The sequence below is a fragment of the Paenibacillus senegalensis JC66 genome (assembly GCF_000285515.1).
Classification (GTDB): Bacteria; Bacillota; Bacilli; order Paenibacillales; family NBRC-103111; genus Paenibacillus_L; species Paenibacillus_L senegalensis.
Genome location: NZ_HE610957.1, coordinates 608229 through 621827 on the forward strand (window position 1 = coordinate 608229; position 13599 = coordinate 621827).

Sequence of the window (13599 nt, forward strand, 5' to 3'; positions counted from 1 at the left end):
TAATATCGGGAATTGACGAATTTATAGATTAAGCATTCTCAACCTTCTGGAATCGGTTTTCGGGGCGGCTTAGGCCGAGGTGATCACGGAAAGTATTCCCGCTGTATTCCTTACGAAAAATGCCTTTCTTCTGCAATTCCGGTACCACCAATTCGAGAAAATCATCCAAACCGCCCGGCATATATGGCGGGCAGACGTTGAATCCGTCCGCGGCTTCGCCGACGAACCATTCTTCGATTAGATCAGCGATTTCTTTGCCGCTGCCTACTACGAGCAGATGCCCTCTCACCGTAACGGTAAAATAGTAGAACAGCTCACGCACGGTGATCGCCTCTCTTCCATTCGCCTTTTGGGCCAGCTTGATCCAGTTGGCGCCATCGTGATTGACTGACTTTATGATCTCCTCACTCAACTCGTCGTCCAGCGCTGCAGGGGATAACTCAACCCCAATCCGCCTGGACAATTCACTTAAGTCAAAATTCGTTACCAGCAGTTCATTCATCCTGCGGTAGATATCGCGTGCTTCCTCAGAGGTTCGTCCGACGATGGGCACAAGTCCCGGCATAATCGTCACTTCATCACGGGTACGGCCAAACCCGGGGAGCCTTCCTTTAATGCTGGAGTAAAACTCCTGGCCATCTTCAATGGAGCGCTGAGCGGTAAAAATAACATTCGCCACCTTCGCACCCAAATCTCTTCCCCGCTCCGAGGTTCCTGCCAGTACTAATGGCAGCTGACCTTGTACAGGGCGGACAATATTCAGAGGCCCTTCCACGGAGAAGAAGTCTCCTTTATGGTGCAGCTTGTGAACCTTGGCTGCATCAGCGAACATCCCGCTCTCTTTGTTCATGGGGAGGGACTCATCCTCCCAGCTGTCCCACAGCTTAGTGACTACATCCACGAACTCTTCAGCGTAATCATAGCGCCGGGCGTTATCCCAATGCTCTTCACGGCTGAAGTTCAGTGCGGCTGTCGGGTCAGCACCGGTAACTATGTTCCACGCAGCACGCCCACCGCTCAAATGATCGAGCGAAGCAGTTAGCCGGGCAATATGATAGGGCTCTGCATAAGTCGTATTGGCCGTAGCAATCAAACCGATTTGCTTCGTTACAGCAGCCACATAAGCAATCATCGTAAACGGCTCCAGCCGTGTCATTTGTGATGGAAAAATATGCTGCATATCCGGGCTGCTGGACAGGCGGTCGCCTAGAAAGAAATAGTCAAACTTGGCTCTTTCCAGCTTTTGCGCCACTTCTGCTATAAAATCAGGGCGGTAAGCCCCATCCGCCTTGCCTTCCGGAAGTCTCCAGCCTGCCGGATGATAGCCGGTTGCAAATAAAAACAGCCCCAGATGCAATTCTCGTTCGGATTTACTCATGTGTTTAACACCCTCTATATTTATTTTGAATGCACGAAATTAACCATAGACTATTACATATTTTGCTTATGAGAATACTTGGTTTGAAACAATAAAATGACTCTGGAATGTTATGCCTAGATTAGAGCTGGTCTGATCGCAGCAACAGTACATACTCCACTTCCTATTAGGCTGCTGGCAGCTGCTCACTTTATTATGCCTAACTCCCGTGCCGCCGAATCGATCGTTTCCAGCTCCTCAATGCTCAGTCTATGTTCGATATGCTGCAAGGAAGACTCCACCTGTTCCCGCTTGGAAGCCCCAAGAATGGCTGACGTTACACCTGGGCGGCCGAGCACCCACACTAAAGCAAACTGGGCAAGTGTCCAACCGCGGCTTTCAGCAAGCGGACGAATGGCTTCAACTAAAGCAAGCCCCGGATTCTTACTAAGCAATTGCTTGAGCCGGGCTTCTCCCGCCGCCAGTCGAGAGCCTGCCGGGGGCTGTTCCTGTGCTTCGCTATACTTACCGGTCAGTATTCCGCGTCCAAGCGGGCTATACACGATAACACCGGTTTTCTCCGAACGGGCAAAAGGAAGCAGTTCGGTTTCAATCTCGCGGGAAATTAAACTATATTCCGGCTGCACGCTTTCAAATCGGTGAAGCCCCTTAGCCTCACTAATTCCTTGAGCTTTCGCAATTTGCCAAGCAGCAAAGTTGGAGCAGCCCATGTAACGAATTTTGCCCGCAGTGATCAGATCATCCAGAGCACGCAGCGTTTCCTCCAGCGGAGTATCTGCATCGAAGCGGTGAACCTGGAACAAATCGATATAGTCGGTTTGCAACCTTTTCAAGCTGTTCTCTACCGCCCGAATAAGATGATACCGGCTTTGTCCCGCATCGTTGACACCGAGCCCGACTCTGGCATGAGCCTTGGTTGCCAGCAAAACCTGATCTCTGCGGCCTTTGAGCAATTCGCCAAGAATAGCCTCGGAGTCGCCGTGCCGGGTCGGATCATTCAGATCCATTCCTTTGCCGTATACATCAGCCGTGTCTATCAAATTGATTCCATAATCCAACGCACAGTCCAGCACTTGAGCGGAAGCCGCTTCATCGATCCAACGGCCGAATGCCATCGTGCCCAGACTGACTTCGGAAATTTTCAACCCTGTTCTGCCTAATCGATTATATTTCATCTATTCAGAATGCCCCCTTCTTAATTCTGCTGCTATCCTAGTTGAAAATGCGAGCCGCTACCCCTTTTTCCTCACCTCGAGGTAAGCCCTCGTCTAAAACGGCCAATCTGAGCAATAAAAAAACAGCCTGAAGACATCATGAAAATGAAAGATGTCTCCGGCTGTCCGGTAGAATCAAGTGAGCTGGGGTATTAAGGCTTAACATATGGCCTGCCCTTAATAGTTAAGCGGACGGACCAGTGAGCTCCCTTGGCGGGGTAGCTTATACGGAATCCGATCGTGAATTAGCTTAACGTTCAAGCGCTAAAACCCAGTTGTCTCATCGGATAAGTGAAAGTATAGCATGCTAATCAGACCTCGTCAACAATTGTTTCTATATGGAACTCCTATTCAACTGTTTGATTAGGCTGGTCCAAAGTGGAGCGGAAATAACTTAATGCCAAGTGATTATAAATTTCCGGCCTTACCGCGTTTACCATTTGGCCTGCAGAAGGAATCAAGCCTGCTGAAATTTTCGGGTTGAGGTCGGCAAACTGATTCGCCGCATCACGTTCATGCTTTTCATTAGCCCCATTCAGAATCAGAGTGGGCACTTTCAATTCTTTAATCATAGAATCTGTGAATACCGGATAATTGAAAGTAAAATCCTCCAGCACTGAAGTCAGGGTGTTAAACCATCGCTCACCGTGCATCTCGCGGAAGCGGCTGGCCAATTTGGGATCATGATTCTGGATATTCATTAAATAATCATACTGCCGGCGCATGGTCCCTTCCATACTTTCAGGAATATGCGGAGTGTACCCGCTTACAATGATAGCTTCATATATTTCGGGCTTGCGGAGTGCGGAGTGAAGGACTAGGGAAGCTCCTAATGACAGCGCTATACAGCAGCCTTTGCCGCGATCTGTGATTTCCTCTATTAACCATTGCACTGCTGCCTCAAAGTAGGGTGTTGATGCGTCAACCTTATTATTTCCGTGTCCCGGCAGATCAAGGGGGATGACTTCAAACCATTCCGACATTCCCTCCAGCACATGGACAAAGTGACTCTCAGCCGTACCCATCAGGCCATGGAGCAAATAAAGGCGTTTCTTTTCTGGATTCATACCTGCGTTTCCCCTCTCTTAATTTGATCTACCTCAAATTCTATGAGAAGTATTTTCGATTTCATGACTACATTTTCGTACTGCCACTTCCCTTTTTCTGGTATCTCCTCTCATTTTAGCATAGTTTGGATAAAAAAAACTGCCAACCCGGCATAGGTCAACAGTTAGACTGACATTGCTCATTATTTGGAAAAGTTAACGCGCTACGGTTTCAAAACGACTTTGATGCAATCTTCTTCTTTATTATTAAATATTCTGTAACCATGCTCCGCATCATCGAGCGATAACCGGTGAGTAATCATATCTGTGGGATCGATCTCTCCGGCTTTAATCTGCCGATACAGCTCCGGCATATAATGAATTACCGGGGCCTGTCCCAGCTTCACGGTTATATTACGGCTAAACAAATCCCCTAGCGGAAACATATTGTAATTCAATCCGTATACCCCGGTTACCTGGATAGTTCCGCCCTTGCGCACAACATCAGCGGCCATACGAAAAGCACCCAGCCCCCCGCCCTGCAGCTTTAGGACGGTTTCGACCTTTTCCACCAACGTTTTTTTCGCATCAAGCCCGACGCAATCAATGACAACATCCGCTCCGCCCCCGGTCATTTCCTTTAAGTGATGATTCAGGTCATCCGTCTCCAAAAAATTAAAGGTTTCTACTCCGTTTGTCCGATGTGCATGAGCAAGACGGTAATTGACATAGTCGACGGCGATAACCCGTTTGGCTCCTTTTTGCCAAGCGAATTTTTGCGTCAGCAGCCCAACCGGCCCTGAGCCCAATACGATGACCGTATCATCGCCCTTAACTCCGCCGTTATCCACACTCCAGTAAGCAGTGGGCAAAATGTCCGAGAGAAACAGCAGCTGCTCATCCTCAAGCTCCGCATCCTCGGGCACTTTAAAAGGGATGAAATTTCCGTACGGAACCCTTAGCAATTCGGCCTGTCCCCCGGCATATCCGCCATACGTTTCGGAATAACCGAAATAGGCTCCCGTATCCCCATGCAAAAAATCATTGGTATTGTCGCACTGGCTTTCCAGCTCATGCTTGCAAAACCAGCACTCACCACAGGCTACATTGAAAGGGATAATGACGCGATCCCCTTTTTTCACCCGTACTACATCCGGCCCAACCGCTTCCACAATCCCCATCGGCTCATGACCTATGACGAAATCCTCGGGCATGTTTGGAACTTCGCCGTTGTATATATGCAGATCTGACCCGCAAATCGCTGTAGAGGTTATCCGCACGAGAACATCATCCGGTTTAAGCAGCTTCGCATCCTCGACATGCTTTACCTTTACATTCTTCATCCCTTGATAAGTCAATGCCTTCACCTGAGTTGACCTCCTTTTGTCCATTAAGTCCATGGCGGCCAACTGACTGGCCCCGTCCCCATTAGAGTGGCTAGTCGGGCACCAGTTTATGCCTGAGCGGGCTGATTCGTTTAACCCCCCTACAGGTTCGGGTCAAACGAATGCTCCGTTTAGCCTAATCATTCATTTTCATCCTGGAATTGATGCTTGACCAGTTTTCTGTAAAACGAATGCTCCTCCATCAGCTGCTCATGCGTCCCTGAACCACTCACTCTGCCATCTTCCATAACGACAATTTGGTCGGCATGCCGAATCGTCGATAACCGATGGGCAATAACGAGTGTGGTGCGTTCCTTCATCAGCTTTGCTAATGCCTCTTGGACGAGCTGCTCGGAAGCACTGTCCAGATGAGCGGTCGCTTCATCGAGCAGGAGCATATCGGGATCGCGCAGGATTGCGCGGGCAATCGCAAGACGCTGTCTTTGCCCTCCCGAAAGCTTTACTCCTCTTTCTCCAACAGACGTATCCAGCCGCTGCGGCAGAGAAGCAATGAACGAAGTCAAGTTAGCTTGCTCAAGCGCATCGTCAATTTTCGATTCATCAACAGAGCCTAGACCGTACAGCAAATTATCTTTGATCGTACCTGCCATAACCGGACTTTCCTGGGACACATAGGCAATTTTGCTGCGCCACTTCTCCAATGGAATATCGGCTATTAACGTGTTCCCGTACCGGATTTCACCCGATTGCGGTACATAAAATCGCTCAATTAACGAAAACAGCGTAGTCTTTCCCGTACCGCTGGGACCTACAAATGCTGTCGTTTGGCCGGAGCGCGCCGTAAAGCTTAAGTCTTGCAGAATGGGTCTGTCTTCCGAATAGGCGAAATGCACCCGGTCAAACGTTATGGATTGCCGAAAGGCCGTTACTTCAACAAGAGAAGAGCCAATTCGCTCCTTCTCCGGAAGGAACTCTTCGTCAGATATTTTTCCAGAGGATAATTCCTCAGACTGGGCCTGTCTTTTTGAGCCGACACTCGCAGCAAGCGTCTGCGCCTCCTCCTCCGGGAGCTCAAGCAGAATTTCCTGTACCCGTTCGGAGGCTCCCATCGCTTTTTGAAATTGCGTGAAAAAGCTTGCCAGCTGAGTAAAGGGCATAATGATCTGGAACATGTACAGCAAGATAGCTACTAGAGCTCCGGCGGTTAAAGTATTCTCTGCCACGCGGACACCCCCGTAACCGATCAGCAGCACCAAAATCAACAGCATTAAGGTCATGATTGCAGGCGAAACAATCGACTGAATCTTGGCTTCCTTCAGGCCAAAGCGAAACAAATTTTGTATCCTTGTGGCTCCCTGCTTATCCTCCACTCGTTCAGCAAGCGAAGATTTGACCAGCCGAATCTCCGTCAATACCCTGCCTAAATCTCCTTGAAACTGTGCAGTTTCCTCCTGCATGGATTTGGAAATAGCGAACATTTTAGCGCCAAGCGGCCATAAAATGAGCAGGGCAACTGGTACCGAAAGCAGCATCAGCAGCGTCATTTTCCAATCAATCACCAGAAGGAGAATGAGTGCTCCGATAATGGAAGTCAGCCCTGAGACAAACGGAATGACCTGAAGCGTTATAAAGTCTTTAATGACATTGGTGTCATGAGTCACTCGACTCATCGTTTCTCCTGAAGTAAATCTGTCGAAGTACGGAACCGGCAAACGCAGCACCCGCTGCCACAAACGTCTACGCAAACCGGCTATAATATACTGCCCTACATAGCTCATTCCGTAATAAGAAACCCCGGAGAACAGAGCCTGTGCAACAAATACAAGGACAAGCCAGACGATCGTAGCCCCTTGCAGGCCGGCACTAGATAATTGATCAACCAGATTCATGGTTAGCATCGGAATTAATAGCGATAATATAGTTTCACCAAGCCCCAATATCAGAGCTGCAACAATGATCCAGGCAGCTGGCCGATGCCCGGCAACCATGCGCAGGAACGATTTCCAGCCGAGAGATGAGCTTACTCGCTCTGTCGACTTTGCTTCGCTTCCCGGCTTCGGAACTGCAGTCTCTTTACCATACCCAACGGCTCTCTCCAAATAAACTCCCCTCCTAAGTTCTTTTTTTCTGCAAAATTTCTGGCCGAGGCCAAATCCCCTTATCCCCTTATCCCTGGCCTTCATTTTTGTTGTCTGATTCAACAGTCAGCAGCAGCTGAAACTGCTCGTCATGCTCCAGTTGTTTAAAGACCTCTGACAAAAACTGTTCTTCTTCCGGTGAAAATCCACTGGGAAACAAAAACGGGTCAAGCTGCTCGTCCGGGTTGTCTCCCTCTTGAACTAACGGATGCTGAAAAAGCTGTTGGAACGCGCCATTCGGTAAAATCTCCGATATTAACTGCACTATTTCCAAAGCCTTCTCGGATACAAGGGGATCGTCCGGTTGGCGGTCCTCACGGCGATATCTCAGCAGTTCTCCTAATAGACCAGCCATTTTCCGGTCGTACATCAATCTCTCCGGAGATTGCGGGTCCAGAAACAATCCATCGATGATTTCATTCGGTAATATTTGGGAGAGCCAGCGCTTCTGGTCTTCTTCATGCTGAATCGAATGGATTAAGGCCAGCAGCAAATCATTGCTGTAGTCATGTGACTCGGGAACAAGATTGAGGAGATGATCGACCGTATCAATCATATGCTCCAGCTTTTGCTTTTTCTGTTTTAACAGCTGCGACTGGTTAGCCAAGGTTTCGGTCAACGATTCCTCCGAATTGTTCAACAACCGCCCGATTTCTTCAAGCGAAAACCCAAGGAACTTGTAGGTTAATATTTTTTGCAGCTGGAACAAATCCTGCTGAGTATACAGACGATGCCCTTGTGAGTTATAGGCTGTCGGCTTGAGCAAACCCTTCCGGTCATAAAATCGCAAGGTTCTTTCCGTAACGGAAGTCAGCTTGGCAAACTCACCTATGGAATACCGCGCCTCTACGGGACCATGATCAACATTTTGATTCAAAGGAACACTTCCTTTCGCAGACAAAAACTTCTACACCGATCGGTTCATCTCAAATTATATCGCTTGACGTTACGTCAAGCGCAACCCTCTATTGGCTAAAGATTTTCTAAAGACAATTTTCTAGAAATGATCTTGAAAAAAATGGCCCCGAAGCAGCTGCGGCTATCCAAAGTCACTAGCTGCCAAGAGGCACGATAAAAGTGAAATTTTTAAGATCGTAAATTGCTATTCTTGAGCAGGCCGCCGCTCTTCCCATTCCTCACGAAGCATTCCCATTTTGATCGAATCATACAGCTGACCCTCAACCAGCAGACATTGGCGAATCCGGCCTTCAAGTTTCATTCCGAGCTTCTCCGCGCATCTCATCATTCTTTCATTTCCCGACCAGGTAGTCAGCCCTACCCGGACAATAGGCAGATGAGCAAATAAATATTCGATCCATAAGCTCAAAGCTTCTGTCCCGTAGCCTTGCCCCCAATATTCAGGTCGGTATATAGCCGCGCCCACTTCAAGCCAATAGGATTCGGCGTGCTGCCAATAGTAAACCACGGTCCCTACTGTTTCATGATTAATTTGGATCAGCAGAACCGGCGGAATTTTTTCCTCAGCCAGCCGGCTATGCAGTTGCCGGGAGAATTTCTCCAGGCTTACGTTTTCCAGGCGATTATAAGGGGCATCCCAACGCTTCCACTCCGGATCTTCTTCCGCACAAATCAAAGAATGGAGGAGCTCATGATCGCCCGCATCCACGCTTTTCAGCCAAACACGATGTCCTTTAATGATCATTGCCGATTCTCCTCCGTATCGCAGTTTGCTCTAGGTTTACACAGATGTTACTCATTTATCCAGCGATATAAAGTAACCATGCACTTTCCATACTCCTACTGTACTTCTTCTGATACTTCTTCAGTACTTCTTCAACACTCCACTAGTAAAGTTAGACTGGGCATGCTTACCGTTCTATCCTGCATCTTCCTCAATACATTTAGAATATCCCATGTATTGTTTAACCAAGTTTGACAGTCGGGTGTAGCTTTCCCATAAACCGCTTGAGAAAATGATAAAATGATTGTCATTCCTATTTAGGGACATTTTAAAGACTTGTCTCAATTATTTGTTCCAGCTAAAATTACGTAGTAATGAAAGCGCTGTTTTTAGCCTTTGCGGTTAGGCAGTATTTTATCAAACTGTTTTGCTGTTTTTAACCATGCTTTTATTATGTATACCAAGGAGGACTACTACTATGAAAACACCATCACCCAACCTAAATCCCACCGACAGCGGAAATACCAAAGGCTGGTTTAAAACCCTCGGACCATCCTTAATTACGGCCGCTCTCGTCTTGGGTCCGGGCAGCATTACTTTAAATTCTCGGATAGGCAGCCTGTACAGTTACGACCTGCTGTGGGTACTGGTTCTGTCTGTCTGTTTCATGCTTATCTTCACTGAAATGAGTGCGCGGATTGGAATGGCTACGGATAAATCGCTGCTGACCCTTATTCGAGAGAAGTGGGGAAAAACAGCAGCGTTCCTGATCGGGCTTGGAGCGTTTCTCGTAACCGCTTCGTTTCAAGCTGGCAATGCTATCGCCTCCGGGCTGGCCATAGCTGACCTGACGGGCACCTCCATCTCCTTCTGGATAATCTTGACGACATTACTAGGGATGCTTCTATTGTTTACCCGAAATTTCTATCAGGTGCTGGAAAAAGTCATGCTTGTCATGGTCGCCTTAATGATCATTTCATTTTTAGTTACTCTCTTGATTGTAAAACCTAGTCTGAGCGGCATCGTGTCGGGCCTGGTTCCATCCATTCCTGAAGGGTCGCTTGTGCTGGTCATTTCTTTAACCGCTACTACCTTCAGCGTCGTCGGAGCTTTCTACCAGTCCTACCTCGTCCGGGAAAAGGGGTTGCGGAAAGAAAATCTTAAAGCCGGTGTGCGAGAAAGCTTTACGGGCATTATCATACTCGGATTTATCTCCTCGATGATTATGATCAGCTCGGCTGCCGTGTTGTTCCCTCAAGGCATCCAAGTCCAATCGGCTGGCGATATGGGAAAGGCGCTTGAGCCTACATTCGGAAGCTGGGCCAACATTGTATTCATTATCGGCTTATTCGGGGCCTCTTTCTCTTCTTTAACCGGAAATGCTACGATCGGCGGCGCTTTGCTGTCCGATTCCTTAGGGCTGGGAAGCAAGCTGAGTGACCGTCCGGTGCGGATCTGCATTCTGCTCGTTATGGCTATCGGTGCCGTAGTCTCGCTGGCCTTCGGTCAGGTACCGCTAGAGCTCATAACGTTCGCCCAAGCCGTAACTATATTCGTTGTTCCGGGCATCGGTATCGCCATGATCGTAGTATCGAATGACAAGGCGGCAATGGGCACCTTAAAAAATTCGGTTAACCGCAACATATTGACGATCATCGCTTTGGCCGTTCTGATCGTCCTTGCCTTCAACAATTTGAAAAACATCTTCCTTTGAACCTCCGCTCGAGGTTCGTCCCCGGGGCGCTTGCACTCCGCTCGCGGTTCGCTCAGTTGCAGGCTATCCTAAAATCTCATTTCCGGGTAAATGGGCACCGAAATTAAAACCCCAAGAATGTTGATATTACCAAGCATTCTTGGGGTGTTTTTAGATATCCGGCTGAATTGCCACTTTACGGATAGCCCGATATTTTTGACCTGTATTCTTATCAGACGTCTACATGCATGCCATACCCATGTCCCCGTCTGCGGTCAGCGCTGGATAGTTGCTGCACACATTGGGAATCGATGTCACTCCTTCGGATGAATCATTAGCTCAGGGCGTACGACTTCATCGAATTGCTCTGCTGTCAAGTAACCGCTGCGGACAGCAGCTTCCTTCAGTGTCAAGCCTTCTTTATGCGCAGATTTGGCAATAGCCGCCGCTTTTTCGTATCCAATATGCGGATTCAATGCGGTTACCAGCATTAAGGATTGGTTAAGATGCTTCTGGATTACTTCATGATTCGGCTCGATACCTACTGCGCAGTTGCGGTTGAACGACTCCATCCCATCAGCAAGCAGTCTGACGGATTGAAGGAAATTGTAGATGATAACCGGTTTAAACACGTTAAGCTCAAAATTTCCCTGGCTCGCCGCAAAGCCGATAACGGCATCAGCCCCCATAACCTGGCAGGCTACCATCGTCAAGGCTTCGCTTTGCGTCGGATTAACCTTGCCCGGCATAATCGAGCTGCCCGGCTCATTCTCGGGGATGATCAATTCGCCGATGCCGCAGCGGGGGCCGCTTGCCAGCCAGCGCACATCGTTGGCGATTTTCATAAGGTTAGCTGCCAGCGCCTTGATCGCGCCATGAGCATAAACGATCTGGTCATGGCTCGTTAACCCGTGGAATTTATTCTCGGCGGACACAAATTTACTGCCGGTTTCTTTCGTTATTTCCTCGCTTACCGCCTCACCGAATTTAGGATGGGCATTCAGTCCGGTCCCTACCGCTGTGCCTCCAATCGCTAGCTCGCGCACTCCTTCCAGGCTCTGCCGGATCATCTCTTCTGTTTTGTCCAGCATTGTTCTCCAGCCGCTAATTTCCTGTCCTAGCGTTAAAGGTGTTGCGTCCTGCAAGTGCGTACGGCCGATTTTCACAATATCGGCGAATTGCTTCTCTTTATCGAGAAGCGTTCCTTTCAGCTCGGCAAGTGCAGGAAGCAGACGGCTTTCTACTGCTAGAACAGCTGCCACATGCATAGCCGTCGGGAATGTATCGTTAGAGCTCTGCGAACGGTTCACATCATCATTAGGATGGATGCGTTCAGTGCTACCTTTTTGAGCGAGCTTGTCCGAAGCAAGTCGCGCAATCACTTCATTCGCGTTCATGTTGGATTGCGTGCCACTCCCCGTTTGCCATACTACAAGCGGAAACTCATCATCCCACTTGCCTTCAATAACTTCAGTAGCCGCTTCCGCAATCGCTTCCGCTTTATCTTTATCGAGCTTGCCCAGCTTATGGTTGGCCAGCGCTGCCGCTTTCTTCAGAACCGCAAAAGCGCGCACTACCTCGATAGGCATTTTTTCGGTTCCAATTTTAAAATTCTCGCTGCTTCTTTGGGTTTGTGCGCCCCAAAGCCTGTCCGCAGGGACCTTTATTTCCCCCATTGTATCCTTCTCAATTCTAAATTCCATCCCGTAATCCTCCTTAACTTAACTGCTATTCATTTCATTTTCTGTACGTTTCGTCGAAGCACAGGCGGCTTCATAAGTTGTCTTCTGTATTAGTTTACCTCTAGATCGCGCAACTCTCAACATTAGCCCGTAACTTTACAGCAAATTTAGCTCTGAGCAATCAAGTTAGAGCAAGGAACAACCATTGATATAAATGTAAGATTACCTCACTCAATAATGTCAGAAACAAAAAAATACCTTACACAATTATTCCTTTTTTAGCAGATCAGGATTATAATCAAAGAAAAAATGTAATGGAATAGGGAATTCAATCCGGAACCATCAAATACATGTTAGTTTTTGTTACAAATTCCAATTAATTCGAAGGGGGATTCAGAGCATGATCGGTTTTCGGGTTATTAAAACAGCAATCGCAATTGGAATCAGCATCTGGATTGCCCGTCTGCTTCATTTGGATCCGGCGCATTTTGCCGGGGTCATCTCGATGCTCGCCGTCCAGCCCTCGGTGTACCGTTCTTTGCGCCACACACTGTCGCATATTGCCAGCGCCTTGTTTGCTGCCATTTTGGGTATTTCCGTCGCCCTGCTGCTTGGCAGCTACTCTATTTTAATCGCGCTCGTTTGTCTAGTCGTTATGGCAATCCACGTCCGCTTACGCAATACCGCCTCTCTAACGCTGGCTGTCATTATTGCGATCAATACGATGGGAACCGCCGATATCCTGTCAGGCAGCGCGGCCTATCACCAATTCCTGCTTGTGCTGGTTGGCATGACGGTTGGCACAATGGTCAATATGCTGCGTAAACCGGTTCACCGGGAAAGAGAAGAAGTGCTGCTGGCCAAATCAGAAAATATGCTGCGCACCCTGCTCTACTATATTCAGCTCGATCTGCAGGCCAAACGGATGACGCCCTACAAGCCTCAAATGAGACAACAAATTGACGAAGTCCGCACCTATATTGAAAAGGGCAAGGAAATCGCCCAATTGGTCAACGAGGACAAATGGCTGGGCAAGCAGGCGGGCAATGATCCCGGCTTTATGTTTACTACCTATGAAACCATGGTCGAGAGGGTTCGCGATTTGATCAAGGCGTTACAAAAAGCTGACCTGGAACACAATGAAGCAAAAAGGCTAATTCGTGCTGTAGGACTCGTAATCAAAGTACAGGAAAGATCGGTACAAGGACAAAAGACGCATTTGAGCTGGGTTATGGAAACGTTAAAGCCTGATGTGGAAGCATGTGGAACGGACACAACCGCTTTGCATAAGCTCTTTCCCTATTATCAAGCCTACGAGGCATTGAGCGATTATTTGAAGGAATTTATAGAAACACCAAAGGCTGTTTTCACCTGCAAAACTGACGACTTCGTCGAGATGCCCGCGGTCCGGCCGGTTCGCGCTGTCCGATAACATAACCTTCTCTTGCTTGCCGCACACG

At 48.4% G+C, this 13599-nt stretch carries 10 protein-coding genes; 2 read left to right on the plus strand and 8 right to left on the minus strand.

Annotated elements, in window-relative coordinates; all coding sequences use genetic code 11:
* Window positions 1-28: 28 nt before the first annotated feature.
* The 7 genes from PSHG_RS02940 to PSHG_RS02970 all read right to left on the minus strand — a co-directional run bounded on the left by PSHG_RS02940 (window position 29) and on the right by PSHG_RS02970 (window position 8785).
* Window positions 29-1378 (minus strand): LLM class flavin-dependent oxidoreductase, encoded by a 1350-nt coding sequence (locus PSHG_RS02940; RefSeq protein ID WP_010269197.1) that lies wholly within the window; start codon window positions 1376-1378, stop codon window positions 29-31.
* A 185-nt stretch (window positions 1379-1563) separates the two neighbouring features.
* Complete coding sequence (locus PSHG_RS02945) at window positions 1564-2553, minus strand: aldo/keto reductase (RefSeq protein WP_010269200.1); 990 nt, start codon at window positions 2551-2553, stop codon at window positions 1564-1566.
* Window positions 2554-2939: 386 nt separating this feature from the next.
* Window positions 2940-3659 carry an alpha/beta fold hydrolase gene (locus PSHG_RS02950; RefSeq protein ID WP_010269203.1) on the minus strand — a complete coding sequence of 240 codons (720 nt, stop codon included), beginning with the start codon at window positions 3657-3659 and terminating at the stop codon, window positions 2940-2942.
* A gap of 203 nt (window positions 3660-3862) precedes the next feature.
* Window positions 3863-5005 carry a zinc-dependent alcohol dehydrogenase gene (locus PSHG_RS02955; RefSeq protein WP_010269207.1) on the minus strand — a complete coding sequence of 381 codons (1143 nt, stop codon included), beginning with the start codon at window positions 5003-5005 and terminating at the stop codon, window positions 3863-3865.
* A 158-nt stretch (window positions 5006-5163) separates the two neighbouring features.
* Window positions 5164-7083, minus strand: a complete 1920-nt coding sequence (locus PSHG_RS02960; RefSeq protein ID WP_010269210.1) for an ABC transporter ATP-binding protein — start codon at window positions 7081-7083, stop codon at window positions 5164-5166.
* A gap of 67 nt (window positions 7084-7150) precedes the next feature.
* A complete protein-coding gene (locus PSHG_RS02965) occupies window positions 7151-7999 on the minus strand; it encodes a MerR family transcriptional regulator (protein ID WP_010269213.1) in 849 nt (282 codons plus the stop codon).
* A 225-nt stretch (window positions 8000-8224) separates the two neighbouring features.
* Window positions 8225-8785 (minus strand): GNAT family N-acetyltransferase, encoded by a 561-nt coding sequence (locus tag PSHG_RS02970; RefSeq protein WP_010269216.1) that lies wholly within the window; start codon window positions 8783-8785, stop codon window positions 8225-8227.
* Between the two features lie 457 nt (window positions 8786-9242).
* Between PSHG_RS02970 and PSHG_RS02975 the strand changes: the two genes are divergently transcribed.
* Window positions 9243-10478, plus strand: coding sequence for an Nramp family divalent metal transporter (locus PSHG_RS02975; RefSeq protein ID WP_010269219.1), 1236 nt, complete (start codon window positions 9243-9245; stop codon window positions 10476-10478).
* Window positions 10479-10771: 293 nt separating this feature from the next.
* On the opposite strand, the gene fumC is transcribed toward PSHG_RS02975, so the two are convergent.
* Window positions 10772-12160, minus strand: a complete 1389-nt coding sequence (gene fumC, locus PSHG_RS02980) for a class II fumarate hydratase (protein WP_010269222.1) — start codon at window positions 12158-12160, stop codon at window positions 10772-10774.
* A gap of 379 nt (window positions 12161-12539) precedes the next feature.
* Between fumC and PSHG_RS02985 the strand changes: the two genes are divergently transcribed.
* Window positions 12540-13571: an FUSC family protein gene (locus tag PSHG_RS02985; protein ID WP_010269225.1), complete on the plus strand. Its 1032-nt coding sequence runs from the start codon at window positions 12540-12542 to the stop codon at window positions 13569-13571.
* Window positions 13572-13599 lie beyond the last annotated feature (28 nt).

Coding starts and splice junctions, on each gene's coding strand:
- PSHG_RS02945 (WP_010269200.1), bottom strand. CDS start 2,553: ATGAAATATAATCGATTAGGCAGAACAGGGTTGAAAATTTCCGAAGTC.
- PSHG_RS02985 (WP_010269225.1), top strand. CDS start 12,540: ATGATCGGTTTTCGGGTTATTAAAACAGCAATCGCAATTGGAATCAGC.
- PSHG_RS02950 (WP_010269203.1), bottom strand. CDS start 3,659: ATGAATCCAGAAAAGAAACGCCTTTATTTGCTCCATGGCCTGATGGGT.
- fumC (WP_010269222.1), bottom strand. CDS start 12,160: ATGGAATTTAGAATTGAGAAGGATACAATGGGGGAAATAAAGGTCCCT.
- PSHG_RS02975 (WP_010269219.1), top strand. CDS start 9,243: ATGAAAACACCATCACCCAACCTAAATCCCACCGACAGCGGAAATACC.
- PSHG_RS02940 (WP_010269197.1), bottom strand. CDS start 1,378: ATGAGTAAATCCGAACGAGAATTGCATCTGGGGCTGTTTTTATTTGCA.
- PSHG_RS02970 (WP_010269216.1), bottom strand. CDS start 8,785: ATGATCATTAAAGGACATCGTGTTTGGCTGAAAAGCGTGGATGCGGGC.